The organism is Pseudarthrobacter sp. N5, assembly GCF_050157035.1.
Classification (GTDB): Bacteria; Actinomycetota; Actinomycetes; order Actinomycetales; family Micrococcaceae; genus Arthrobacter.
Genome location: NZ_CP189593.1, coordinates 3,541,113 through 3,567,376, shown reverse-complemented (window position 1 = coordinate 3,567,376; position 26,264 = coordinate 3,541,113). Strand labels below are relative to the sequence as shown.

Annotated in this window: 20 protein-coding genes; 13 read left to right on the top strand and 7 right to left on the bottom strand. The window is 64.7% G+C overall.

Annotated elements, in window-relative coordinates; all coding sequences use genetic code 11:
* Window positions 1-4 precede the first annotated feature (4 nt).
* The 6 genes from ACQCST_RS17115 to ACQCST_RS17090 all read left to right on the top strand — a co-directional run bounded on the left by ACQCST_RS17115 (window position 5) and on the right by ACQCST_RS17090 (window position 9,302).
* Window positions 5-1,033, top strand: a complete 1,029-nt coding sequence (locus ACQCST_RS17115) for a LacI family DNA-binding transcriptional regulator (RefSeq protein WP_426996916.1) — start codon at window positions 5-7, stop codon at window positions 1,031-1,033.
* A 221-nt stretch (window positions 1,034-1,254) separates the two neighbouring features.
* Entirely contained in the window at window positions 1,255-4,968 is a 3,714-nt protein-coding gene (locus ACQCST_RS17110) for a nitrate reductase subunit alpha (RefSeq protein WP_426996915.1), read from the top strand.
* On the top strand, window positions 4,968-6,758 hold the full coding sequence (gene narH, locus ACQCST_RS17105; RefSeq protein ID WP_426996914.1) for a nitrate reductase subunit beta: 1,791 nt from the start codon (window positions 4,968-4,970) through the stop codon (window positions 6,756-6,758). Before ACQCST_RS17110 ends, narH begins: the two co-directional genes overlap by 1 nt.
* Complete coding sequence (narJ, locus tag ACQCST_RS17100) at window positions 6,755-7,375, top strand: nitrate reductase molybdenum cofactor assembly chaperone (protein WP_426996913.1); 621 nt, start codon at window positions 6,755-6,757, stop codon at window positions 7,373-7,375. Before narH ends, narJ begins: the two co-directional genes overlap by 4 nt.
* A 2-nt stretch (window positions 7,376-7,377) precedes the next feature.
* On the top strand, window positions 7,378-8,130 hold the full coding sequence (gene narI / locus ACQCST_RS17095; protein WP_426996912.1) for a respiratory nitrate reductase subunit gamma: 753 nt from the start codon (window positions 7,378-7,380) through the stop codon (window positions 8,128-8,130).
* Between the two features lie 80 nt (window positions 8,131-8,210).
* A complete protein-coding gene (locus tag ACQCST_RS17090) occupies window positions 8,211-9,302 on the top strand; it encodes a tellurite resistance/C4-dicarboxylate transporter family protein (protein ID WP_426996911.1) in 1,092 nt (363 codons plus the stop codon).
* Window positions 9,303-9,351: 49 nt separating this feature from the next.
* Here ACQCST_RS17090 and ACQCST_RS17085 read toward each other — a convergent pair whose 3' ends face one another.
* The 5 genes from ACQCST_RS17085 to acs form a co-directional block, all read right to left on the bottom strand.
* Window positions 9,352-10,143 carry a DeoR/GlpR family DNA-binding transcription regulator gene (locus tag ACQCST_RS17085; RefSeq protein ID WP_426996910.1) on the bottom strand — a complete coding sequence of 264 codons (792 nt, stop codon included), beginning with the start codon at window positions 10,141-10,143 and terminating at the stop codon, window positions 9,352-9,354.
* 60 nt (window positions 10,144-10,203) lie between these two features.
* Window positions 10,204-11,121 (bottom strand): carbohydrate ABC transporter permease, encoded by a 918-nt coding sequence (locus tag ACQCST_RS17080; protein WP_426996909.1) that lies wholly within the window; start codon window positions 11,119-11,121, stop codon window positions 10,204-10,206.
* Window positions 11,118-12,089 carry a carbohydrate ABC transporter permease gene (locus tag ACQCST_RS17075; RefSeq protein ID WP_426996908.1) on the bottom strand — a complete coding sequence of 324 codons (972 nt, stop codon included), beginning with the start codon at window positions 12,087-12,089 and terminating at the stop codon, window positions 11,118-11,120. The genes ACQCST_RS17080 and ACQCST_RS17075 overlap by 4 nt, the downstream gene beginning before the upstream one ends.
* A gap of 15 nt (window positions 12,090-12,104) precedes the next feature.
* Entirely contained in the window at window positions 12,105-13,415 is a 1,311-nt protein-coding gene (locus ACQCST_RS17070; protein WP_426996907.1) for an ABC transporter substrate-binding protein, read from the bottom strand.
* A gap of 224 nt (window positions 13,416-13,639) precedes the next feature.
* Entirely contained in the window at window positions 13,640-15,637 is a 1,998-nt protein-coding gene (gene acs, locus ACQCST_RS17065; RefSeq protein ID WP_426999207.1) for an acetate--CoA ligase, read from the bottom strand.
* 993 nt (window positions 15,638-16,630) lie between these two features.
* On the opposite strand from acs, the gene ACQCST_RS17060 reads away from it, so the two are divergent.
* From ACQCST_RS17060 to ACQCST_RS17050, 3 genes are read left to right on the top strand one after another with little or no spacing between them, the layout of a single operon-like run.
* Complete coding sequence (locus ACQCST_RS17060) at window positions 16,631-17,929, top strand: hypothetical protein (protein WP_426996906.1); 1,299 nt, start codon at window positions 16,631-16,633, stop codon at window positions 17,927-17,929.
* Between the two features lie 43 nt (window positions 17,930-17,972).
* Complete coding sequence (gene nth, locus ACQCST_RS17055; protein ID WP_426996905.1) at window positions 17,973-18,812, top strand: endonuclease III; 840 nt, start codon at window positions 17,973-17,975, stop codon at window positions 18,810-18,812.
* The gene (locus ACQCST_RS17050; protein ID WP_426996904.1) at window positions 18,809-19,489 is read left to right on the top strand and encodes an NUDIX hydrolase; all 681 of its coding nucleotides are present in this window, start codon (window positions 18,809-18,811) and stop codon (window positions 19,487-19,489) included. Before nth ends, ACQCST_RS17050 begins: the two co-directional genes overlap by 4 nt.
* A 67-nt stretch (window positions 19,490-19,556) precedes the next feature.
* Here ACQCST_RS17050 and ACQCST_RS17045 read toward each other — a convergent pair whose 3' ends face one another.
* Both ACQCST_RS17045 and ACQCST_RS17040 read right to left on the bottom strand, forming a co-directional pair.
* Entirely contained in the window at window positions 19,557-19,757 is a 201-nt protein-coding gene (locus ACQCST_RS17045; protein WP_426996903.1) for a YegP family protein, read from the bottom strand.
* Between the two features lie 290 nt (window positions 19,758-20,047).
* Entirely contained in the window at window positions 20,048-21,814 is a 1,767-nt protein-coding gene (locus ACQCST_RS17040) for a bifunctional 3'-5' exonuclease/DNA polymerase (RefSeq protein WP_426996902.1), read from the bottom strand.
* Between the two features lie 448 nt (window positions 21,815-22,262).
* On the opposite strand from ACQCST_RS17040, the gene ssd reads away from it, so the two are divergent.
* From ssd to ACQCST_RS17020, 4 genes are read left to right on the top strand one after another with little or no spacing between them, the layout of a single operon-like run.
* Entirely contained in the window at window positions 22,263-23,297 is a 1,035-nt protein-coding gene (gene ssd, locus ACQCST_RS17035; protein WP_426996901.1) for a septum site-determining protein Ssd, read from the top strand.
* On the top strand, window positions 23,294-24,604 hold the full coding sequence (locus tag ACQCST_RS17030) for a TadA family conjugal transfer-associated ATPase (RefSeq protein WP_426996900.1): 1,311 nt from the start codon (window positions 23,294-23,296) through the stop codon (window positions 24,602-24,604). The genes ssd and ACQCST_RS17030 overlap by 4 nt, the downstream gene beginning before the upstream one ends.
* Window positions 24,601-25,452, top strand: coding sequence for a type II secretion system F family protein (locus tag ACQCST_RS17025; protein ID WP_426996899.1), 852 nt, complete (start codon window positions 24,601-24,603; stop codon window positions 25,450-25,452). The genes ACQCST_RS17030 and ACQCST_RS17025 overlap by 4 nt, the downstream gene beginning before the upstream one ends.
* Window positions 25,449-26,171 (top strand): type II secretion system F family protein, encoded by a 723-nt coding sequence (locus tag ACQCST_RS17020; RefSeq protein ID WP_426996898.1) that lies wholly within the window; start codon window positions 25,449-25,451, stop codon window positions 26,169-26,171. Before ACQCST_RS17025 ends, ACQCST_RS17020 begins: the two co-directional genes overlap by 4 nt.
* The last annotated feature ends 93 nt before the right edge of the window (window positions 26,172-26,264 follow it).

Below are 26,264 nucleotides of genomic sequence, written 5' to 3'. Positions count from 1 at the left end.
TAGCATGTACCTCATGACGACTTCGGCAGTGCCCACCCCGCGGACACCGGTGACCCGCAAGGATGTCGCCCGCTATGCCGGGGTGAGCACCGCCGTCGTCAGTTATGTGGTCAACGAAGGTCCCAAGAGAGTGGCGCCGGCAACGGCAGCCAAGGTGCAGGACGCTATCCGCATCCTCGGCTACCGGCCCAATGCCGCCGCCCGTGCGCTCAAGCTGGGATCCAGCGAAACCATCGGCCTGGTCATCCCGGACAACAGCAACCCGTTTTTTTCCCTGCTGGCGCACGCTGTTGAGGACGCGGCGGCCGAGCTCGGCTACGCGCTGTTGCTGACTAACTCGGACGGCAATCCGGCCAAGGAGCGGCGGAATATCCGCAACCTGGCCGCCCGCCAGGTGGACGGTGTGGTGCTGGCCAGCGTCCTCTTCGAACCTGATCTCGCTGATCTTGAATCAGCGGAAATCCCCTCGGTGCTACTGAACCACACGGGCGAGGCACCCGGTTTCAACAGCGTGGGCGTTGACCTGGCAGCGGGTGCCCGGATTGCCGTGGACCACCTCATCAGCCACGGGCACACAAACATCGCACTGGCCATGGGGTCCAACGTGTCCAACTCCCTGGACGGACGCGAACAGGGCTGGCTCCAGGCCCTCGCGGCGGCCGGACTGCCGGAGGGCCCTATTGTCCGCGGCGACTTCACCAGGCCGGGCGGCTACGCTGCGGGAAAGCGGCTGCTGGCCGCAGCGAGCCGCCCAACGGCGGCATTCGCCAGTTCCGATATGCACGCGGTAGGCATCCTGCGGGCCATCCACGAGGCCGGGCTGTCGGTTCCCGGGGACATCGCCGTGACGTCCTTTGATGGTTCGGTTGAGGCGGAATTCAGCTGGCCTGCGCTGACGACGGTGGAGCAGCCGGTGCGCGCCATGGCGGAGGCCGCCGTAGTTGCCCTGGTGGGCGCTGCCCGGGGCCAGGAACCGCAGCACCGCATCTTCCCCACCGAACTAAGGATCCGCCAGTCCTGCGGCTGCCCCTGAGGGGCCGGTCCAGGACCACCACCAGTAGGTGCCGGGCATGTGGTTTTCGGCCAGGTGGTACTCGTAGACGGACGAGGCTCCGGTACGCCGTCGCGGCCTCCGAGCCCGCCACGATGCACAGCCCGGTGGAAAAATCCCGGTCGACAGGCAATTAGCGCACGTTCTTGTTGACATATCGTTGTGCCCTAGCGCGGCGGTTGGGCAGCCCTTATGGTGTGTGCATGGCTGCCGGACCGTTTGTTGCGGGCCTTGATGGACCCGCGTCAGAAGCAATGCTGAAACTTGGTCGCTTCTTCACGAGGTGGGACGAGACGCACGATGGACGAGCGGTTTTCCGGGAAGGCGGCAGGAAAGGCGATGTCTTCTACCGGGACAGGTGGAGCCACGACAAGGTGGTCCGGTCCACCCATGGGGTGAACTGCACCGGGTCCTGTTCCTGGAAGGTCTACGTCAAAGACGGAATCATCACCTGGGAGTCCCAGCAGACGGACTACCCCTCGGTGGGACCGGACAGCCCCGAGTACGAGCCACGGGGCTGTCCGCGCGGCGCGGCCTTCTCCTGGTACACCTACTCGCCCACCAGGGTGCGCTTTCCCTATGCACGCGGCGTCCTCGTTGACATGTATCGGGAGGCCAAGACGCGGCTGAAGGACCCCGTGCTGGCGTGGGCGGATGTCGTCACCGATCCCGAGCGGCGCCGCCGCTACCAGCAGGCCCGCGGCAAGGGCGGTCTGGTGCGTGTCTCCTGGCCGGAAGCCATAGAGATGGCCTCGGCCGCCCACATCCACACCATCAAGAGCTACGGCCCGGACCGGTGCGCCGGGTTCTCCCCCATTCCGGCCATGTCCATGGTCTCCCACGCCGTCGGCACCCGCTTCATCCAACTCATTGGCGGGGTGATGACCTCCTTCTACGACTGGTACGCGGATCTGCCGGTGGCCAGCCCGCAGGTCTTTGGCGACCAGACGGATGTGCCGGAATCCGGCGACTGGTGGGACTCCACCTACCTGATGATGTGGGGATCCAACGTCCCGGTGACCCGGACTCCCGATGCACATTGGATGGCCGAAGTCCGGTACCGCGGCACCAAAGTGGTGACCGTCAGCCCGGATTACGCGGACAACACAAAGTTCGCGGACGAGTGGCTGCCGGCCCAGGCGGGTACCGACGCCGCGCTGGCCATGGCCATGGGGCATGTCGTGCTCAAGGAATTCTTCGTTGACCGGAACGTCTCCTTCTTTTCCGACTACGTCCGCCAGTTCACGGACCTGCCGTTTCTGGTCCGCCTGGAGGAACGCGACGACGGCACGCTGGTGCCGAGCAAGTTCCTCACCGCCGCGGATATGCCGGCCGAGTCCGGGGCGGAGGATCCGGCGTTCCGCACCGTTCTTTTCGACAAGAAAACAGGGCGGGCCGTGGTGCCCAACGGTTCAATGGGCTTCCGCTACGGCGAAAGCGGCAAGGGCAAATGGAACCTGGACCTGGGTGAGATTGATCCGGCGCTGTCCTTGCTCGAGGTCTCCAGCGAGAGCGCGGAGATACTGCTGCCGTGTTTTGAGGATCCGGGCGGCGCAGGCAGCGTGCTGCGGCGCGGCGTGCCGGTCCGGCGGGTTGACGGGCATCTGGTTACAACGGTCTTTGATCTCATGCTGGCCCAATACGGGGTGGGGCGCGAGAGCCTGCCGGGTGATTGGGCCGCCGGCTACGACGACGCAAACACACCGTACACGCCGGCCTGGCAGGAGGAGATCACCAGCGTCCCGGCGCAGGCCTGCATCCGGGTGGCCCGGGAATTCGCCCGCAACGCGGAGCAGTCCAAGGGCCGGTCCATGATCATCATGGGTGCCGGCATCTGCCAGTGGTTCCACGGCGACGCCACCTACCGGGCGGTGCTGTCCCTGGTCATGCTCACTGGTTGCATGGGACGCAACGGCGGAGGCTGGGCGCACTACGTGGGCCAGGAAAAGACCAGGCCCGCGACCGGCTGGGTCTCCTTGGCCAATGCCCTGGATTGGTCCCGGCCGCCGCGGACAATGATCGGGACCGCGTACTGGTACATGCACACGGACCAGTGGCGCCAAGACGGCTACTCGGCGGACGCGTTGAAGTCCCCGCTGTCCTCGGGCAGCCTCGACGGCATGCACACCGCGGACACGCTGGCGCAGTCGGCCCGGCTGGGGTGGATGCCGTTCTACCCGCAGTTCGACCGGAATCCGCTCGATATTGCCGACGAGGCGGAGGCCGCGGTGGCCGATGGCACGGCGAAGGACACGCCGTCGTACATCGCGGACGCCTTGAAGAACCGGACGTTGAACCCGGCCATTGAGGATGTGGACGCGCCGGCGAATTGGCCGCGGACGCTGGTGCTGTGGCGCTCGAACCTTTTCGGCTCCTCCGCCAAAGGCAATGAATATTTTCTCCGGAACCTGTTGGGCACGCACAACAACGTGATGGGCAAGGACCACGCGGAAGGGCTCAAGCCCCGGGACGTGAAATGGCACCAGGACGCGCCGGAAGGCAAGCTCGACCTGCTGGTTTCCGCGGACTTCCGCATGACCTCCACAACGCTGCTCTCGGATATCGTTTTTCCCGCCGCGACCTGGTACGAAAAGCACGATCTCTCCTCCACCGACATGCACCCCTTCGTGCACGCCTTCACCCCGGCCATCGATCCGCCCTGGGAAACCAAGACCGACTTTGAGACGTTCCATCTGCTGGCCGAGGAATTCTCCCGGCAGGCCAAAACACACCTGGGCGTCCGGCGCGATCTGGTCAGCGTCCCCCTCCAGCACGACACACCGGGGCAGGTGGCCCAGCCCGGCGGGATAGTGCGGGACTGGCGGGATCCGGACATTGCGGCGGTGCCGGGACAGAACATGCCGATTTTCACCGTCGTCGAACGGGACTACACAGCCATCGCGGACAAGCTCGCCGCCGTCGGGCCGCTGGCGGACAAGCTCGGCTTCACGGTCAAGAACGTCACCTACACGCTGGACAAGGCCCTCGAACGGCTCAGCCATGCCAATGGTGTGATGCTCGGCGGCGCCGGGAACGGCCGGCCTGCAATCGATACGGATGCGAAGATGGCCGAGGCGATCCTGGCGTTCTCGGGAACCACCAATGGCCAGCTGGCGGTCCAGGGCTTCAAGGAACTTGAAGTCCGCACCGGGCGGAAATTGGCCGACCTGGCTGAGGGGTCCGAGGAGAAATACATTACCTTCGCGCAGACCCAGGCCGGGCCCGTGCCGGTGATCACCTCCCCGGAGTGGTCCGGATCCGAATCCGGCGGGCGGCGCTATTCACCGTTCACGATCAATGTGGAGCGGCTCAAACCCTGGCACACCCTGACCGGGCGGATGCACTTTTTCCTGGACCATGACTGGATCCGCGACGTCGGGGAGGCGCTGCCGATCTACCGTCCGCCGCTGGACATGCACCGGCTCTTCGGCGAACCCAAACTCGGACCGGACGGTGCCAAGGAAATCGTGGTCCGGTACCTGACCCCGCATTCCAAGTGGTCCATCCATTCCGAGTACCAGGACAATCTGCTCATGCTCTCGCTCTCCCGCGGTGGCCCGACGGTCTGGATGAGCCCCGCCGATGCCGGGTCCATCCAGGTCAAAGACAACGATTGGGTGGAATGCGTCAACACCAACGGTGTCCTGGTGGCCAGGGCGGTTATCAGCCACCGGATGCCGGAGGGCGTCGTGTACGTCTACCACGCCCAGGAACGAACCATTGACGTCCCCAAGTCCGAGGCCACCGGACGCCGCGGCGGCATCCACAACTCCGTGACCCGGCTGCTGGTCAAGCCCACGCACCTCATTGGCGGCTATGCCCAACTGGCTTACGCCTTCAACTATCTGGGCCCCACAGGCAATCAGCGGGACATGGTGTCCACCATCCGTCGTCGTTCCCAGGAGGTGCAGTACTGATGCGTGTGATGGCTCAAATGGGCATGGTCATGAATCTGGATAAGTGCATCGGCTGCCACACCTGTTCGGTGACCTGCAAGCAGGCCTGGACCAACCGGGCGGGCACCGAATACATTTGGTTCAACAACGTCGAAACCCGCCCCGGGCAGGGGTATCCGCGCCGCTACGAGGACCAGGAAAAGTGGCAGGGCGGATGGTCGCTGAACAAGCGCGGCAAGCTCGTCCTCAAGGCCGGCGGCCGAGTGAAGAAGCTCTTGGGGATCTTCGCCAGCCCGGTCCAGCCCGAGCTCAAGGACTACTACGAGCCGTGGACCTACGATTACAAGACCCTCGTGGACGCGCCCCTGGGCGACGACTTCCCGGTGGCGCGGCCGAAGTCCCTGATCACGGGCAAAGACACTAAGATCACCTGGTCCGCGAACTGGGACGACGATCTGGGCGGAGCCCCGGAAATGGGCCACCTCGATCCGATCGTGGAGAAGGTGCGCCGGGAATCCGAAGACAAGATCAAGTTCGAGTTCGAGCAGACCTTCATGTTTTATCTGCCGCGTATCTGCGAGCACTGCCTCAACCCCTCCTGCATGGCCTCCTGCCCCTCCGGCGCCATCTACAAACGCGTGGAGGACGGGATCGTGCTGGTGGACCAGGACAAATGCCGCGGCTGGCGCCAGTGCGTCACCGGCTGTCCCTACAAGAAGATCTATTTCAACCACAAGACCGGCAAGGCCGAGAAGTGCACCTTCTGCTACCCCCGGATTGAGGTGGGGCTCCCCACCGTGTGCTCGGAGACCTGCGTCGGGCGGCTGCGTTACCTGGGACTGTTCCTGTACGACGCTGACAAGGTCACCGAGGCAGCCTCGGTGACTGATCCGAAAGAGCTCTACGAGGCACAAATGGAGGTGCTGCTGGACCCGAACGATCCGGCCGTCATGGCCGCGGCCCGGCAGCAGGGCATCCAGGAGGACTGGATCGACGCCGCGCAACGCTCGCCCGTCTACGCGCTGGCCAAGGTCTACAAGGTTGCCCTGCCCCTGCATCCCGAATACCGGACCATGCCCATGGTCTGGTATGTCCCCCCGCTTTCACCGGTTGTGGACCTGCTGCGGGACCAGGGCCACGACGCCGAAGACCACGGCGTCCTTTTCGGTGCCATCGACGCCCTGCGCATCCCGGTCGAGTACCTGGCGGAGCTGTTTACCGCAGGCGATACGGACAGGGTCACTGCAGTCCTGAAAAAGCTTGCGGCCATGCGCTCCTACATGAGGGGCATCAGCCTGGGCCATGACCCCGACGACTCCATCCCGGAGGCCGTGGGAATGGAAGGCCAGGCCATGTATGAAATGTACCGGCTGATGGCCATCGCCAAATATGAAGAACGCTACGTCATTCCCAAGGCCCATGTGGAACAGGCACACGATCTGGAGGAAATGGGCTGCTCCCTGGATTTCGACGGCGGCCCCGGCATGCAGGATTCGCCGTTCGGCGAAGCCAGCGGCAGGCCGACCCCGGTGGCCGTCGAGACGTTCAACGCGCTCAAGGACCGGCAGACTTCGGAGTCCGTCGCCGGCGAACAATCCCTGCGGGGCCGGGTGAACCTGCTCAACTGGGATGGCAATGGAGCCCCGGAGGGCCTGTTTCCGGAAAAGCGGTACGTTCCCACCATGAGCCCGGACTCCCCGGCCCACGGAGGCGGCACAGCCGGCCCGCGGCCAGACGGGGCGGGAGCCAGGGCTCCTGTCCAGGGAGCCTCCGGAAATCCCCGCGATGGCGACCCGTCCGGGACGCCATGATGGAGCGGAACCAGGTTCTCTATCTCGCCGCGTCATGGTGCCTGTCCTACCCCGACGAGGAGCTGCTTGCCCGCGTCCCGCTGATGCGGTCCGCCCTCGCGGAGCATCCGGGGATCGGCGCCGCCTTCGAGGGTGTCCTGGCGCTTCTTTCTTCCGCTTCCCCGATGGAAGTCCAAGCCAGCTATGTCCAGGAATTCGATCTGGGTAGGCGTCACGCGCTCCATCTTTCCTACTGGACCGACGGCGACACCCGGCGCCGCGGCGAGGTTCTGGGCAGTTTCAAACAGGTGTACCGGCAGAGCGATGTCCTGGTGGACACACACGGCGAGCTCCCCGATTACCTTCCGATGGTCCTCGAGTACGCCGCACTGGTGGATATGGCGGCGGGCCGGGATCTGCTGATCAGATACCGCCCCAGCCTGGAAATGCTCCGCTTTGGCCTGCTCCATGACAAGCTCCCGCATGCCCGGATCCTGCAGGCTATCTGCGATACCCTTCCCGGGAAGTCCCCGGCCGACGAGCAGGCCGTCATGAAGATGGCTGGTCTGGGCCCGCCCACCGAATCCGTTGGCCTGGACCCCTATGACCCGCGCCTGCTGCCATTGAAAGGGACCTGACCATGGACATACTGCTCTGGGGAGTGCTTCCCTATGTCATGATGGTGGTTCTCGTCGGCGGACTGACCTGGCGGTACAAGTACGACGAGTTCGGTTGGACCACCAGGTCGTCGCAGCTGTACGAATCCAGGCTCCTGCGCATCGGCTCCCCTCTGTTCCATTTCGGCCTTCTGGCCGTCATCGCCGGACACTTCTTCGGCCTGGTCATCCCCATGTCATGGACCCAGGCGGTCGGGATGAGCCAGGAGTTCTACCATTTCAATGCCCTCTTGGTTGGCGGGATCGCAGGCGTTGGCACGCTGGGAGGCATCATCATTCTCATCTACCGGCGCCGCAAGACCGGGCCGGTGTTCATGGCCACCACCAAGAACGACAAGGCAATGTACGTCGTCCTCACTGCGGCTATCATCTTCGGGCTTTGGAGTACATTGGCCAGCGTCCTGCTGGGCGGAGAGGGGCACAACTACCGCGAAACCGTGGCTCCGTGGTTCCGTTCCCTGTTCATCTTCCAGCCGGACATCGCCGCCATGGCCAGTGCCCCCTTCGCCTTCCATCTTCACACCCTGGTGGGCATGGTCCTCTTTACCATCTGGCCGTTCACGCGCCTGGTCCACGCCTTTACCGCGCCGCTCCACTACCTTTTCCGCCCATACATCGTCTACCGGTCCCGGGACAAGGGAGGGACGTCCAGCGCACCGGTACGCCGCGGATGGTCCGCGGTGGGTACCCGGGACCGGGATACCCGGAACCGTTGACACCCACGAGAAAACGGTGGCCAACTCAGCACCGCACCTTACATCCACGGTCACAGCATCCCGATGAGGCGCCTCTCGGGATGACATCTCCACCTGCTCCGCAAACGGTTCCGGATCTCGAGACACTTCCGCGTGGTCGGGTCAGACTGTGGCTTGCCACGCTGGATCCCGGCTACTTCGCAGCGGTCATGGCGACGGGAATAGTCTCGATCAGCGCGCGCTTGCTCGGCCACGCGGCACTTGCGGAAGTGCTGCTGGTGTGCACGATCGGGGCGTTCATCCTCCTGCTCGCAGCCTATGTCACCAGGGCTGTCCTCTTTCCCCGGCGGTTTGCGCTTTCGCTGAGGATGCCGGGAACGGCAGTCACCTACTTCACTGTCGTCGCGGGAACCAATGTCCTCGCGACGGGCCTGCTCGCGCATAGCCTGTGGATTCCCGCGCTCGTCATGGGAGTCGTTGCATTCCTCATCTGGCTGGTATTGACCTACGGGCTGTTCTGCGACATCGTTCTCGCAGGCAATCGGCCGCTCCTGCGTGAAATCACCGGCGTGTGGCTCGTGTGGGTTGTTGGTACGCAGTCAGTAGCAGTGCTGGCCACAACGCTCGCTCCCCAACTGCCAGGGGCATCAGGGCAGGAGATGCTCGGGGTCGCTGGCGTTCTGTTCTGGAGCGTGGGGGTTGTGCTCTACCTGATTCTCGTCGTCATCATCTTCCTGCGGCTGTTCCTGATTGAGACAACATCGGAAGAGATGGGCCCCGCCTACTGGATCCTGATGGGAGCAACGGCAATCAGTGTGCGGGCGGCGGCCGGAATTCTCGCTCTCGGCGACAGCGCCCCGACCGCGCTCCTCAAGGAAATGCGACCGTTCGTGGTCGGGCTCTCCGTCGTTCTGTGGTCCTTTGGCAGCTGGTTTATCCCCATGCTCGTGCTGTTCGGTCTCTGGCGCTATTTCGTCCGCGGATACTCCTGGTCTTACGAGCCCAAGCTGTGGAGTGTCGTGTTCCCGCTGGGAATGTACGCCGTCGCATCCGCAACTCTCGGCCGGGCCATCAACTTCGACTTCATGCCGGCACTGGCCTCGGTCTGGGTATGGGTAGGCGTGGCAGGGTGGTCCGCCGTCGTTGTACTGATGCTGCTCTCGCTCGTTGGCTCCCTGCGGTACTCGCGGTAACCGCCACCCAGTGCTGGTCCGGACGCTACTGCCAGGGATGATACTGCGGCTAGCCGGCGGGGACTACCCGTAGCCGGCTGACCCGTTCGCCGAGGATGCGCTGTGCCTCCGTGCTGAGCCCTGCGTCGCTGATCACTTCATCCGCCTCTTCAAGGGCTGCGATGGTGCTGATGCCAAGGGTGCCCCATTTGCTGTGATCGGCGAGGACCACCACCTTCCTGCTGGCCGCCACGAACGCGCGGTCCGCTTCCGCCTCCAGCAGGTTCGGTGTGGTGAATCCGGCATCGGCGTCCATGCCATGGACTCCCAGGAACAGGATGTCCAGGTGCAGCTGCTTCAGCGCTGCCGTGGCGATGGGGCCCACCAGCGCGTCCGACGGCGTGCGCTCGCCGCCGATCAGGATCACCGTTGAGTTATAGCGGGCTACTCCGGAAGACGATCCGTGGTGGAAGAGGTCAGCGATGCGCACGGAATTGGTGACCACCGTGATACGGGGCCCGTTCACCAGTTCCTTGGCAAGTGCCCACGTGGTGGTGCCGGCGCTGAGCCCCACCGCCATGCCTTCGTGCACCAGCTTGGCGGCCTCCACGCCAATGGCGCGCTTTTCTGCCGGCAGCTGGGTGGATTTCAGTTCAAAGCCGGGCTCGTGGGTGCTGGCGTCTCCAGGGAATTTGGCGCCGCCATGGATACGCTCAACGCGGCCGGTCTCCTCGAGCAGCTCAATGTCACGGCGGACGGTCATGAGGGAGACGCCCAACTGCTGTGCGAGGTCCGAGACACGGACAACGCGCTCGCGCTGGACTGCATCCACAATGACCTGGTGACGTGCGGCGGGGAGCATAGAAGAACCTCTCGGAGAATTGGTCGGGCGGGACGCACTGGAGACCACCGCCCATGGCGGTTACCCCTTGCTGGAGCCGAGGGTGAGGCCGGCAACAAACTGCCGCTGGAGCAGCAGGTAGATGACCAGTGTGGGGATGACGGTGATGATGGCGCCGGCGGCCATCAGATTATAGTCATTCAGGAACTGGCCTTGCAGGTTCTTGATGGCGGTGGTGATGGGCAGTCGGTCACCGCTCTGGATGAACAGCAGGGGCCAGAAGAAGTCGTTGTAGATAAAGATGACTTCCAGCGTACCCAGCGCGGCGAAGGCCGGCCGGCAGAGCGGCATGATGATTTCCCAGTATTGGCGCCAGATTCCCGCACCGTCCACCAGCGCCGCCTCGGTCAGATCAGCCGAGAGCGCCTTCATGTAGTTGGACAGCACGAAGGTGCAGAAGCCGATCTGGAACGCCGTGTTCACGGTGATTACGGCGATGTAGGTGTTGAGCATGTTGCCGGAATCACTGATCGAGTAGGGCACTTCGAAATGTTTCATCATTTCGAACAGGGGAGCAGCCAGAACCTGCGGCGGCAGCAGATTACCTGCGGTGAACATGATCAGCAGGGTGATGTTGAACTTCCAGTTCACCCGGCTGACGGCGAACGCCATCATGGAGGCAAAGAAGAGAGTCAACAGGACCGCCGGGACGGTGATGATCACCGAGTTCCAGAAGTACCTGGCGAAGCCGCCCTGGGTCCAGGCCTGGACGAAGTTGTCGAAGTTGAAATCGCCGCCGAAGCTGAAGTAGCCGTACTTGTTGGTGGACGCGACGGGGCGCAGGGCCGTGAACAGGGACCAGCCCAGCGGAATGAGCCACATCACGGCCATGACCGTCAGGAAGATGTGGGTGCCGTAGTGGCGCCTGGGCCTGCTGCCCGTGCGCACCATTCCGGCGGAGGAGGTCCCGGCGGAAGCCCGGATGGCTGTAGTACTCATGCTTTGCTCTCCTTGCCGAAGGTGCGGCTGAGGTAGAAGACGATCGGGACCAGGGAGATGACCAGGAGGACCACTGCAAGTGCGGAGCCGACGCCGATCACCTGTCCTTCGCCCACGAGGTTCTGGATCACCAGGGCGCTGAGGAGTTCAAGGCCGTTGGTGCCGCGGTTGATGACGTAGACGACGTCGAAGGCGCGCAGGGACTCGATGATGGTGATCACCACAATGACGATGTTCACCGGACGCATGGCAGGGAATACCACCCGGAAGAACGTCTGGTAGGCGTTGGCGCCGTCGATGGACGCCGCCTCGCGGAGGGTGGGGTCCACACCCTTGAGGCCCGCCAGGTACAGCAGCATGACGTAACCGGCGTGCCGCCAGGTGGCCGCAACCATTGCCGCCCAGATATTGACGGATGAATCCCCGAACCAGTCCACGGCCTGCGGGGTTCCTGCCGTGCCCAGGAGGAAGTTGAGCAGGCCGTTGTCCCGCTGGTAGAACAGCTGCCAGATGATGCCCACGAGCGCCAGCGAGAGCATCACGGGGCCAAAAAAGATGCTCTGGTAGATTCTGCTGCCCCGGATGTTCTGGTCCAGCAGGACCGCCAACAGCAGGCCAATCGGCGTGGCCACCAGAGCGAGGAAGACCAGCCACAGCATGTTGTGACCCATCGCGGGCCAGAAGGGCGGGTAGTCCTGGGTGGTGAAGCGGTAGTTATCCAGGCCGGCGCTGCGGATGTTGCCCAGATCCAGGCCGTTCCAGCGGGTAAAACTGAGCCCGATGGACATCAAGGTGGGCAGCCAGACGAACACCAGCTGGATGAGGGTGGGGATTCCCACCATCGCCGCCAGAACGAACTTGTCCCCTCGTGAAAGCCTACGGACCCGGCCGGATCTGATGCGTTTGGCGGGTTTCCCCGGTTCCGCCCGTGATCCGGGCGGAACCAGGTCCTGTGCTGTGGAACTCATGTGACTTTCCCTCGCTTACTGGGCGGCGTAGAGGGTTTTGGCCTGGGCTTCGAGGTTCTTGACGTCCATCTTGCCGTCTTTAATGAACGATTGAAGTGCCGGGATCATCACGTTGTTGGCCATGGCGGGCAGCGCGTCGCGGTCGAAGAACTGGCTGATGGACTTGGCGTTGGCGATGGTGTCCGCGCATTTCTTGTTCAACGGGCTGAACTTGGAGGTGTCAGCACCCTTTGCCGTGGCGATGTTGGAAGGATCGACGGCGGCGTAGGCGTTCTGGGCTTCTGCGGTACCCACGAAGGCCAGGAAGTCGCGCGCGGCCTTGTTTTCGCCGCCCTTCTTGGAGAGCAGCAGGCCGTCAATGGGTGCTTCGACGGCGTCCTTGCCTTCCATGGCGATCTCGGGGAAGGGGAAGAAATCAATGTCGGCCAGGACCGCGGCATCCGTGAACTGCTGGGTCATGAAGGATCCGAGCAGGTACATGCCGGTCTTCTTGGCTTCCAGGGCCTTGGCGGCGTCCTGCCAGGTCTGGCCCAGGGCTGCCGGGTCCTGGAAGGGGAGCAGCGCGGACCAGGTGTCGAAGACGTCGCTGACCTTCTTCTGGTCCCAGGATTCCTTGTGCGCACAAAGATCCACGTGGAACTGGTAGCCGTTCAGGCGCATGTTGATGTAGTCGAAGGTGCCCATGGCCGGCCAGCCGTCCTTGTCGGCGAAGCCGATGGGGATGATCCCGTCCGCCTTCATTTTTGCCGCCAGCGTCTTCAGCGCATCAAAGGTTTCCGGGACGGCGTAGCCCTTCTCCGCCCACAGGCTCTTCCGGTAGAAGAACCCCCAGGGGTAGTTGTAGTTCGGAACGAAATACATTTTGCCGTCCGGGCCGGTGGAGGCTTTCTTAAGTGCATCGGAGTAGTTGCCGCCGATTTTCTCCCAGACGTCATCGATGGGGGCCAGCAGGCCCTTCCCTGCGTAGTACTGCATCCGGTAGCCGGCAAACCAGGTGAAGGTGTCATCCGGGGAGCCCTGGAGGTAGGAGTTGATGTTGTTTTGGAAGTCGTTGTGCGGCACGACATTGCTGGAGACTTTCTTGCCGCTCTTGGCGGCGAAGGCATCAGTAACCGCCTGGTAGGCCTTCTTGGGGACTGCATCGGAGGACCCGGAGCCGAACGTCAGCCCGGTGGATTCCGAACCTGATCCGGAGGGCCCGCTGCTGCCTGTGCAGGCGGCCAGCAGCGGAAGTCCGGCGATGGCTGCGGCACCGACACCCATCGTCTTGAGGACGGTGCGGCGGGCGGGGCTAGCTGCGGCGGACGGTTCCAGAAATGCTGCCATGTTTCTCTCCCTTGAAAAATCATCTTCATATGAGACGCCTCACATGACAACGACTATAACCTCTCAAAAGAAAACAAGAAAGCACGGAAAGTTACATTTTGGCCATTATTTTTGGGTTAAACGTCACAGCCCCGCCGAAGCGGGGCCTTGACGCGGGGTGGCCGGGAATTAACAGCCTTGCGGACTTTCCCCATCGCCCGCCGCAGGGAAAGTCCGAGGCCCGCCTACTTCCTCAGTGATTTCGCGATCTGCTGCATCACCGTGTTGTCGGCAAGGGTGGTGGCATCGCCCACCTCGCGGCCTTCCGCGACGTCCTTGAGCAGGCGGCGCATGATTTTCCCGGAGCGGGTCTTGGGCAGTTCCGGGACCACCAGGATGGTTTTGGGCTTGGCGATGGGGCCGATTTCCTTGCCCACGTGGTTGCGTAGTTCCCGGATGGTCTCATCGCCGGAGTCCACCGCGTCCGCGCGCAGGATCACGAAAGCGACCACTGCCTGGCCGGTGGTCGGGTCCGCGGCGCCCACAACCGCGGCCTCGGCCACGGACGGATGGCTGACCAGGGCAGATTCGATCTCCGTAGTGGAAAGCCGGTGGCCGGAAATGTTCATCACGTCATCCACCCGGCCCAGGAGCCAGATGTCGCCGTCCTCGTCCCTCTTGGCACCGTCGCCGGCAAAGTACATGCCCTCGAACCTGGACCAGTACGTTTCCTTGAACCGCTCCGGATCGCCCCAGATACCGCGCAGCATGGCCGGCCATGGTTCCCGGATCACCAGGAAGCCACCGTGGCCGTCCGGTACGGATTCACCGAGCTCGTCCACCACATCGACGGCAATGCCGGGCAACGGAACCTGGGCGGAGCCGGGTTTGGTGGCGGTAACGCCGGGAAGCGGGGAGATCATCTGCGCGCCGGTTTCTGTCTGCCACCAGGTGTCTACGATTGGCGCCTTGTTGCCGCCGATGACGTCGCGGTACCACATCCACGCTTCGGGATTGATGGATTCGCCCACGGACCCGAGGAGCCTGATCGAAGACAGATCGAACTTGTCCGGGATGTCCCGCCCCCACTTCATGAACGTCCGGATGGCAGTGGGTGCGGTGTAGAGGATGGACACCTTGTACTTTTCGATGATTTCCCACCAGCGGCCCTGGTGCGGGGAATCCGGGGTTCCTTCGTACATGACCTGGGTGGCGCCGTTGATGAGCGGCGCGTAGGCGACGTATGTGTGGCCAGTGACCCATCCGACGTCGGCCGTGCACCAGAACACGTCCGTTTCCGGGTGGAGGTCGAAGACCGCCTTGTGCGTGTACGCGCCCTGGGTGAGGTAGCCGCCGGTGCTGTGCAGGATGCCCTTGGGCTTGCCCGTGGTGCCGGAGGTGTAGAGGATAAAGAGCGGGTGCTCAGAATCGTGCCCGACCGCGGTGTGCCGGGCTGATGCGGCGCCCACAGTGTCGTCCCACCAGTGGTCGCGGCCGTCATGCCAGTCCACGTCCTGGCCGTTGCGCTTGACCACAATGACGTTCCGGACCGAGTGGCCGTCCACGACCAGGGCCTCGTCCACGGCAGGCTTGAGCGCGCTGGGCTTGCCCCGGCGGTAGGTACCGTCCGCGGTGACCACAAGCTTGGCCTCGGCGTCGTCGATCCTGGAGCGGAGGGCGTCGGCCGAAAAACCGCCGAACACCACGGAGTGCACGGCTCCGATCCGGGCACACGCCAGCAGCGTGATGACTGCCTCGGGAATCATGGGCAGATAGACGGCCACACGGTCGCCCTTGGAAACGCCGAGGGATTCAAAGGCGTTGGCGGCTTTTTTGACCTCTTCGGTCAGCTCCGCGTACGTGTAGCTGCGGGAATCGCCCGGTTCGCCCTCGAAATAGATGGCGACCCGGTCCCCGAGGCCGTTCTCAACGTGGCGGTCCAGGGCGTTGTAAGCGGCGTTGACCTCGCCGCCCACGAACCATTTGGCGAACGGTGGATTGGACCAGTCAAGGGCCTCAGTGAAGTCCTTGTTCCAGGTGAGAAGTTCGCGGGCCTGCCTGGCCCAGAAAGCCGGGCGGTCGGCGTCGGCCTCTGCGTAATCAGCGGCGGTGACCACGGCGTTCGCGACGAACTCTTCCGTGGGCGCAAACTTGCGGTTCTCGTGCAGCAGGTTTTCAAAAGCATCGCCCTGCTGGGAGGGGGCGGCAGCGGTGGCCGTCGAGCTTGGGGTGTTCTGGGACATGGTGAACCTCATCATTCATCGATCCTTGCTGCGCGGGACGCACCGTCACCGGGGCCGTGCGGTGCCGCTTGCGCGACATCGGGCAGCGGCTGGTCACGGACATTCCGCAAAGAGCTGTTCCGCCTTAAACACTAGCGCGTAGGCAACGTCCTACGTGTGCCTGGTCACATGGTGAGCCGTGAACGGCGTTTATTAAGCGCCGAATGGTGCCCAGGGACACATCCGCCTGCGATAGATTACGAAGAGGGAATTCAGGTGGTGTGCCGAGTGCGGCCGGGGGCGACATGAGATTTTCGGCACCGATGCCACACAACCCGTGGCCGGAGGACATGGTGATCCGGGTGGACAACGACTCCCATCACCTCACTATCCTGCTGTTCATCTTCCACGCATGGGGGCTCGCCGCCGACGCGGATGTGCCCGAACTTGACCCGAGGCCGGATAGTGGGGCTTCGGCGCTGCCGGATTCCGACACCGCCGCACTGGGGACCAATGCAGGCACCGGGCTTGGGCCAGAGCCTGGCAGACATGCCCCGGGGGCGGGTTCAGGACTCCCCGGAACACCGGAGCCTGCTGGGCCTGATTGCGGCGTGGGAGGGAGGACTTGGCACCGTGGTTGTGTTGCCGTACGCCGGATACTTCGCCCGCCGCATCACCCGCCGCCACCTCGCCGTCACCTCGCCGTCTCAGCGGTCACCCGCAACGATCCCGCAAGTTACAGCTTTGCGCTGGGTACTGCAAGCGCACCCGGCCCGCCGCACAATTCGCAGCCGTGACTTTGCTGCTCGCCTGCCGGCCGGCTCGATTGTCCGCTGCCCGGTTTCCAGCGGCCCAGCTAGTGATCGGCCAAGCACTTGGTTAGGCTGAGATGGAACTGTGACATTCGATGGAGGCAGTCTGGCCGCGCGCGGTGCGGTATCTGCCTGCCGTTGGACGGCACGGCGTTTGATGGACGAACCGTGTCCAGGGTGCCGTCACGCTAAGGAGAACAGAATGAATAAGCAAAGCTTCGGCCAGACGAATGCTGGCCAGCAAGCCGGCGCACCAGCGGAGTCTGGCGCACCAGTGGTGTCCGGCCCGTCCGGCAGCAAGCCGAGGGTCAGGAACGAAGCAATCCTGGGCCCGTTCACCATCAGGGACCTCGCTGTGTTCGCTGCGACTCTCATCCTCTTCGTGGCTTCACTGTTGCCGATGTTCGCCGTCCGCTACAACCTGTGGAACCTGGGCAGCCTCTTCTTCCTGGGGCTGGGCATTGTTCTTCCCCTGATCGTCACCTCGCTGTTCGTGGCCCGCCGACTGGCACCGGAGACCAAGGTGCGGATCGGATCGCTGTCGATGGACCAGTTCGCGTCGGTGGTGGCCTCCTTCGCAGTCGCTTTCTTCTTCCTGGCAGTTGCCGGCGGGTTTGTGCCCAGCATGCTGGTGGCGTTGATCGGCTCGCTTCTCCTCCTGTCCGCCACCGTGCTGGCCCGCTTCATCCCCTACTTCGCCGGTGACTTCCTTGGCCGCATGGAATCCCCGGCCCACCCGGTTGCCCGCGAATCTGCGGTCCCGGTGCAGAAGCCCCGCACACCCAAGGCCCCTAAGCCTGCCAAGCCCGCAGCCGGAACGGCGTCTGACTCACCCGCCCGGCCGGCCGGCAGCAGCGCTGAAGGGGCCAGGGTAACCGGTGCAGCCGCCGCCGTCGTCGGTTCGGATTCCGTGCCCTCCTCAGCGGAGCCCTCCAGTTCCGCATCTTCTTCTTCGGAGCAGGCATCGGTCAGCTCTCCTGCCACGGATTCTTACCCGGCGCAAGCATCGGCGCCGGAAGATGCCCGGCTCGACGGAGCCCCTGCGTCCGCGGGCACCGCACCAACGTTCCCCGCGCCAGCGTTCCCGGCGCCAGTGGGCGCCGCACCAGGAAGCGCCGCAGCCGGGAGCGGCGCTGACGCCGTCGGAGGCGCGGGGAACGGCAGCTCCTCAGAACCGCCAGCCAAAGCTGCAGGCGGGTACGAACCCCTCCCCGCCACCACCGCGAACCCGCAGGTGAAGTCCCAGGAACCGATCGGCGCCACCGTGGATCCGGCCAGCCGGCCCGAGCAAGCCGATCACGAACCGGCCCACGAGGCCTTCTGGTTTGCCGTGGCGCAGCACCGCACGGCCGTTGATCCACGCACGGGTGCACCGGCGTTCGGCATCGAGCCCGGTGGCTGGGTGCTGGCACTCGAAGACCGCGGCCACGAGTTCCTGGTCCAGAACACCGACGGACGCGTGGGCGTGCTGCGCGATCTCAGCAACATCGAACGCGGCTAGCGGACAAGTGGCCGCCTCCCGCACTCCGAGATCCCGAACGCCGTTGCCGGCCACACTCAATCCGTCGGCATCGGGCGAATCCGTGCTGGCGCTCAAGCGGCGGGCGCGCAGGATCAACCGGGCGCTCGCGGCGCAATACCCCTATGCCCATGCCGAACTGGATTTCCGGAACCCGTTTGAGCTGGTGGTGGCCACCGTCCTGTCTGCGCAGACCACCGATGTGCTGGTCAACCAAATCACCCCGCTGCTGTTCGCCAAGTACCCGGACGCGCGGTCCATGGCCGAGGCAGACTCCGCCGAGCTGGAAGCCATCGTCAAACCCACCGGATTCTTCCGTGCCAAGGCGCGGAACCTGATGGCACTGGGTACGCGGCTGGAGGACGAGTACGACGGCGTGGTGCCGGGAAGGCTGGACGATCTGGTGACGCTTCCCGGCGTCGGGCGGAAGACTGCCAACGTGGTCCTGGGCAACGCCTTCGGCGTCCCGGGCATCACCGTGGACACCCACTTCGGACGCCTGGCCCGGCGGTTTGGCTGGACGGAATCGGATGATCCCGTCCGGATTGAATCGGATGTGGCTGAGCTATTTGAACCCAAGGACTGGACCATGCTGTCCCACCGCGTGGTGTTCCACGGCCGGCGTGTGTGCCATTCCCGTAAACCGGCCTGCGGCGCCTGCCCCGTTGCCAACTGGTGTCCTTCGTATGGTGCCGGAGAGACAGATCCGGCGAAGGCCGTCAAACTGCTGAAGTATGAACTTGCTCCCGGCAACGAAGCACTTTTGGAGCAGCTGCTCGCGGAGACCCACCGGGCCGCGGAAATCCGGAGGGAATCCCAGCGGGGACCATCGCAGCGGGAAATCGTGCAAAAAGGGCCGCAATGACTGCACGCCAGGAACTCGTTGATCTCGTGGCGGCGATTGCCGCGGGCAGCGGGCCGGCCAGGGATCCGCAGTTACGTGATCTTGCCGTTGACCGCGCCGCTGCCCGCAAAGCAGCTGTGCTGATGCTGTTTGGTGCCCTGGATGAGGTGCCGGCCGCGTCAGACCAGCTGCTGGGCCCGGCGGATCTTGATGTTTTGCTGCTGGAGCGCGCCCACAGCTTGGATGCCCACCCCGGTCAGGTGGCGTTCCCGGGCGGAACTATCGACCCGGAGGACGAATCGGCCGTTGCTGCTGCCCTGCGGGAAGCGGAGGAAGAAACAGGGCTGGATTCCAGCGGTGTGGAGGTGCTCGGCGTGATGCCCCAGCTGGCGCTGCCCCGGAGCAACTTTCTGGTGACACCGGTTCTGGCGTGGTGGGCGGCGCCGTCGCCCGTGCGCGTGGTGGACTACGGCGAATCTGCGCAGGTTTTCCGCATCCCGGTCCGTGACCTGTTGGACCCCGGCAACCGTTATATGGCCACTCTCAGCCGGATGGGCCAGACGTTCAGGAGCCCCGCCTTCGCCGTGAACGGCGTGGTGGTCTGGGGTTTCACCGGCATGATCCTGAACGAGCTGTTCGACCAGCTGGGCTGGGCCGTGCCCTGGGACCGCACACGGCTGCACGAGCTCGATTTTTAACCTCGCCGGAGCCCTTAGTGCTGGCTACCATAGTGGCGACCACTAGCAGGCTTCGCAGACCGGCTTCTCAGGCCGCCGGCCGACCGGCCCCGGAACGGTCCACAATGTGTCCCGTGGCCGCGTTCTCACGTACTGCATTGATTCCGCAGACAAGTGCCTTGAGTGTTCCAAACGCTGGTGATACGGCCACGACTGTTCCGTCTGCTGCCCTGAGTCGAAAGCGGAATATTTCTTCGCCCTCTTTGTGGATTTCAAACTCGCCGGCCATAGCGCCTGTCCCCTTTGATGCATCTTTGCAGGTAACTGTCACCGGAAGTGTGACCAAACCAACATGAGAATATCGGGCGTTTGCGCGGCCTGCAAAGCTACCAGCCAGTATATTTCCCATTTGGAATATACCGCCCGGTAAACTGGATGTAACTGGATTTCCGCCAGCCGCACAGCTGCTGTGCCGGCGGCCAGCAACCTGGCATCGGGACCAGTACTTCAGTGGCCCAACACCTTCGCTAATCTGGCAAGTTTCCCTTGCCCGGTGGAGCACGGCAAGGGGCCGTGAAGTCACTTGGCGTTGTTGTAGGAGTCCACTACAGCAACGCTGACCGGAAACTCGACCGGAATCTTGCCGAACAGCAGTTCCTTCGCAGCCTCGGCGGCCTCCTCTATGGCGCGGATACAGGTATCCACAGCGGCCTCGGGCGCATGGACCATCACTTCGTCATGCAGGAAAAAAACCAGTTCCCCGGCAGGGGAACCCTCAGCACGCAGGGTACTCAACCGCCGTCGTAATTCAGCGAGCCAACACGCTGCCCAGTCCGCAGCGGAACCCTGAACCACAAAATTGCGGGTGAACCGGCCGCGGGACCGTGCGATCGAGTCCGCCCGGCGCTGTTCCTCGGCGGTGGTGGACTGCTGGCTTTGGAACCAGCGTTCGGACGGCGGCGGACTGCTACGGCCCAGCCGGGAGGTGACCGTTTTCCCGGCCTCGCCGTCCCGGGCAGCCTGTTCCACAAAACCGAAGGCGCGGGGGTAGGTGCGTGCCAACTGCGGCATCAGCCGGCCGGATTCGCCCGTGGTGGCGCCGTAGATGGCGCCGAGCAGGGCGATTTTGGCTTTGGCACGGTCGCCGCCGAAGCCCTGGGCAGCAATGCCGGCGTACAGGTCCTTGTCGCGCGCGGCCTCGGCCATTTTGGAGTCCTGGGCCAGAGCCACCAGCACCCGAGGTTCCAGCTGCGAGGCATCGGCGACGATAAGTTTGTGGCCCGCATCCGCGTGCACCGCGCCGCGGATCTGGCGAGGAATCTGCAGCGCGCCGCCGCCACGCGAGGCCCAGCGGCCGGAGACCACACCGCCCACCACATACTCGGGCTGGAAGCGGCCGTCCTTCACCCACGCGTCCAGCCAGCCCCAACCGTTCGCCGCGTGCAGCCGGGAGAGCTTTTTGTAGGCGAGCAGCGGTTCGATGGCCGGATGGGTGGATTCCTTGAGCTCCCACTGGCGGGTGGTTTTCACCTCGATGCCGTTCCGGTGCAGTGCCCGCATGAGTTCCTGCGGGGAATCGGGGTTCAGGGAGGGGGAGTTCAGCAGCCGCCGCAACTCGGTGTTCAGCGCTTCCAGCTTGGCGGGGCGGTGGCCGCTGGGCGGGCGTGGTCCCAGATAATCAGCCAGGATCTGCAGGTGCAGTTCCTCCCGCCAGGGCACTCCGGTGTGCTGCATTTCGGCGGCGATCATGGCGCCGGCACATTCGGCGGCGAGCAGCAGCTGGAGCCGCTGTTTGCGGTTGGATTCCTGACTCACCTGCGTGAGTGCTTGCTGCTGGGCTGCATATTCGGCGCGGAGATCCTCCAGCGTGTGTTTTGCAGCCGTGTTGTGGCCTGGTGCATCGAAGAGTGCGCCCTGGTCTGCGGGCGGGGGAGGCGGCTGCAGCGAACGCGGCGGCTGCAGGTCTTCATCCAGGGTGACCTTTTCAGCGTTTCTGGCGTACTGCGTGTGGGCCGTGAATTCGGAGTAGGACAGGATGGCGCCGCACAGGGTGAGGTCATAACAGCGCTCCAGTTCCACGCCTGCAGCCAGGAGCGCGGGGTACCAGTCCTGCGTGCGGTGCCAGATCCAGCGCGGGCGCCGGTTCGCAAGACCTCGTTGTCCGGGGTCTGTGCCTTTGAGTTCTCCGCCTTCTCTGATTTCTTGGTCTTCGAGTTCACGCACGACGTCGTTGAACTCAGCAGCGCCGATGACTCGCGGTTCCGGATTGTTGGGGCTGGGAGCCCCCGCCGCGGTGAGTTCCTGTATAGCTGCGCCGTCAGGGTGGGCAGCGAGCAGCAAATACATAGGGTCAATTCTGCCCTGCCCCGTGCATGTCAACGCACGGAAGGCGCTTCTTTGCGGACAGCTGGTGTCCGCGTTTGTCGCTGTGCACCCTTGGCGCTTTGGCCCTGGCCCTTTGGCCGGCGGCTGGCACCCGTCCTCCACAGGCCCCGGACCTCCGCGCTTGTCCACATAGCAAGGGCAGCCGCTTAACCTTCACGCCGGCCCCCGGCACAGTGGCAGCATGAGCAGGCATCATCAACAGAATCACCAGCCAACCGCTGAGTCCAGCCAGGTCGGTCCGCGCTCCGTCCCAGGCGGAACAAGCGGTATGGCCACGGGTCTGCCGCCCGGCACTGAACCAGGCCCCTTACGTGGTGCGGGCCCCGCTCCGGGCCTTGCTGTGCGGGCGCAGGCTGCGGCCAGAGGACCCGGAGCATGGCTTCCATCCGAGTCAGCCGAAGTCCTGCTGGTGACCTCTTTTGAGTACCTGCAGGGCGAGGTCGAGCGGATTGTGGCGGCAGCCGGAGGGCAACTTCGCGTCGTGTCCGACGTCGCCGAGGCCGCGCAGTTCTGGGATACGGCCGCGGCCGTTCTCGTGGGCAGCGACGTCCGTGAGCTGCCGCCCCGGCGCCGGGCACCGGCCGTGCTGGTGGGTCTGAGCGGAGAAGGGGACAGCCTGTGGCATCTGGCCGCGGCGCTGGGTGCTGAGCGGGTGGCCGTGCTTCCGGATGCGGCTGCCTGGCTGGCCGAGTATCTGAGCCGATCCCGGTCGCCGGAAGCGGGAGGTCTGGTGCTCGGCATAACCGGTGGTTGCGGAGGTTCCGGAGCCACAACGGCGGCCGTCTGGATTGCGCAGGCCGCCGCCGGCATGGGTGTCCGGGTGCTGCTTGTGGATGGTGATCCGTGGGGAGGCGGGCTGGAACTCGCTTTGGCTTCCGAAGAAGCGCCGGGCCTGCGGTGGCCCGATCTCTCCGACGCCAGTGGCAGCATTGATCCCGAACAGCTCTCGGAGGCGCTGCCGGTAGCCGGCGGATTTTCGTTTCTGTCCTGGCCGGGCAGCCGGGAACGCCATGCTGCAGTGGACTCCGCAACAGTCGGGGGCGTCCTCGACGCCGCCCGCCGCGGCTACGAGCTGGTGGTGGTAGACATCGGCAGGGGCATTGAGCCGTTGCGCAACTTTGCCTGGGATTGCGACCGCATCCTCATCGTGGCACCGGCCCAGCTGAGGGCCGCCGTTGCCGCGGCCCGTCTGATCCAGGAGCTTCCTCCGGTGGAGACAGCACTCGTGGTCCGAGGGAGAGCCGGGGCTGCCCTGGATGGTGCACTGATTGCCGAGTCCGTCGGACTGCCCCTGCATGGGATCATGCCTGAAGTGCGCGGTGCAACGGCCGCGGCCGAACTCGGGCGGCTGCTGGAACTGGGAAAGCGGCGCGGTGTGCGGCGATTCGCCGCGTCAGTTCTTGATTTGCTCGACGGCGATCTGTTAGCGGGTGATCTGCCGTGACCGGGCATGCTGCGGGGCCCCCACCGCTGGGGATCCCTCTCCAGGGAATCCGGCGCCGCCAGGCCAGGGCATTGGACTCCGGACTCCTGGAATCCGTCCGTGAATCAGTGATGGCGGATGCAGGACCGGTCACGCCTTCCCGTGTGGCGGCCGCCGTGCAGGCCACGGGAAAACTGCTGGGAACTGCGGGGTCCCTGGCCGCCGTCGAACGGATCAGCGCCGAACTCAACGGCCTTGGACCCCTCCAGCAGTTGACCAGGGATCCTTCGGTGACCGACATCTTCGTAAATGCCCCAGACTCGGTCTGGATTGACAGGGGCAGGGGGATCGAACGTTCCCCGGTGGTCTTTTCTGGTGAGGCGCAACTCCGGGCCCTGGCGTCGCGATTGGTTGCCGCCGGCGGCCGCCGCCTGGACGACGGTTCACCCTGCGTGGATGTCAGGCTCGACGGCGGATACCGCGTCCATGCGGTGCTCCCGCCCATTTCCACGGCAGGGACCTTGCTGAGCGTCAGAATCCGGCGCGAGCAGGTCTTCACCATGGACGAGCTCGGGGCGGGCGGGATGTTCACTGCGTTGGTGCAGGACGTCCTGGCAAAAGTGGTGGAGCGACGCCTCAGTTTTCTTATCAGCGGCGCCACCGGCTCGGGAAAGACCACCTTGCTCTCCACGCTGCTGGGGCTCTGTCATCCGGGCGAGCGGCTGGTCCTGATCGAGGACGCCTCCGAGCTGAATCCCGTCCATCCTCATGTTGTTTCGCTCGAGTCCCGTCACGGAAACCTTGAAGGCGGCGGCGAAGTGGATCTGGGCGAGCTGGTCCGCCAGGCATTGCGGATGCGCCCGGACAGGCTGGTGGTGGGCGAATGCCGGGGCGCCGAGGTCCGCGAATTGCTGACCGCCATGAACACTGGCCACACCGGCGGTGGCGGCACGGTCCACGCGAACACCGCCGCCGCAGTTCCCGCCCGTCTGATGGCGCTGGGCGCGCTCGCCGGGCTTGGCCAGGATGCGGTGCGGCTTCAAGCGGCCAGTGCCCTGGATGTGGTGGTCCACATGGAACGGTCTCGTCAGGGCAGATATGTCGCCTGCATTGGTGTGGTGGAAGACGGTGTCTCCGGGCTGGTGGTTTCAGCGGCGCTGGAATTCCGTGGTGGCCGAGTCGTTGCCGGGCCGGCCTGGGAAAGCTTGGCTGAGCGGCTTGGCCTCGACATCACAGCGCAGGATGCGGGCGGGTGCAGTCCTGGAATGGACAGACCGGGAGCGATTCACGGCATGTGGGGTCCTGCGCTGGCCGGGACGGCAGCATGATTGTCGTCTTCGTGGCTGTTCTGGCTGCTGCCCTGTTGCTTGTCCTCAGGCCGCCGGGTGGAGCGGGCGGCCGTGCCCGGAAAGCTTTCGGTGGACGTGTGACGGCGCAAGGCACCGTGCGGCCGTTGGGATCGGGACCCGGATCTGCAGGATCCGGCTCCGGCTGGGGTTTCGTTACTAAGTGGATGGCAGGGCGCGGCAGGCGAGGACCGCAGCATGTCTCCATGACGCTGGTGGTCCAGCAGCTTGCCGCCCTGTTGAAGGGCGGACGCACACCGGCCCGGCTCTGGGAAGAACTGTGGCTCGTCTACGTCGGGACGGCCGGTCCCGGAGTCAATCACGGAACGGGACCTGGCGGCAGCGCAGGCGGGCGGAAACTCAGCTGCGGCTCGCTGTCCATGCTCGCCGCAGCCCGTGCAGCAGCACTTCGCGGATCACCTGTTGCGGATGCCATCAGGTCGGCGGCCCCAGGGGCGTTTACCAGGCAAGGAAGCCCCGAACCGCGGATCTGGTCGGAGCTGGCCGCATGCTTTGACATTGCCGAGGCCAGCGGCTGCCCACTGGCCGACGTCCTGGCCCGTTTCGCAGCCCAGCTCGAAGTGGAGGACGACGCCGAAGCAGCCCGTCAGACTGCCCTGGCCGGACCCAAAGCAACAGTCAGCCTGCTGACCTGGCTCCCGCTTATGGGATTGGGCCTCGGGGTCGCACTGGGCGTTGACCCGTTGGCTGTGTTGTTGGGAACACCCGTTGGCATGGCCGCGTTCGCTGGCGGGATCGTGCTGACGTTGGCGGGCCGGATCTGGTCAGCCCGGCTGGTTCATGCAGCGGCCGGCGCGGGTGCTTCATGATGTCCGCGCTGTTGCCCAGCCTTGTGCTGATCGCCGTCCTGGCGGCAGCGTCCGCCGTCGCGCTTTCCGATCACGTTCGGGTGCGGAAGCGGTTCCTCGGCCAGAGCAGCCGAAGCCGCGATGCAGTCCGTGCCGGTTCTGGATTCGGTTCTGGATTCGGTTCTGGATTCGGTTCTGGATTCGGGCACGGCGGATCCGGCGGCGCAGGCCGCATTGGTGGCCCTGGCAGCATGGGCCGCCGTGGCACGGAAATCGGGCCACGGCATACTCATCCCGCCATGAACGGCCTGGCCGACACCGCCATGATGCTCGAACTGATTGCTGCCATGCTGGATGCCGGATCGGGAATCGGCCGCGCCCTGGAACTCGTGGCCGCCTCTGCTTCCCCGGGCTATGGCCGCTCTCTGCGGCCCGTGGTGTCCGCCTTGGCCATCGGGGCCGACTGGGAGACGGCATGGCGCAGCTCCGAAGTCCGTGCACCCGAGCTCCTGGCCCTGCGGGATGCACTGGGCTTTGCGGCGCTCACGGGAGCACCATCGTCCGCCATCCTGTACGCGCAGGCCGCCCGGATGCGAAGGGAACGCTTTCGGGCGGCGGAGAAGCGTGCCGCATCCCTGGGCGTCAGGCTGGTCATCCCGCTGGGGCTCTGCTCGCTGCCCGCCTTCATCTGCCTGGGGGTGGTGCCGGTGCTGCTGGCTCTGATCCCGTCCGGTGTCTGAGGGTAACTGTTCCTCCACCGGCACTTCCATCCCTCCACAACAAGCTAAGCCGCTGCTTTATCCACTTAGCCGAAGTCGACTCTTACCGGTTCC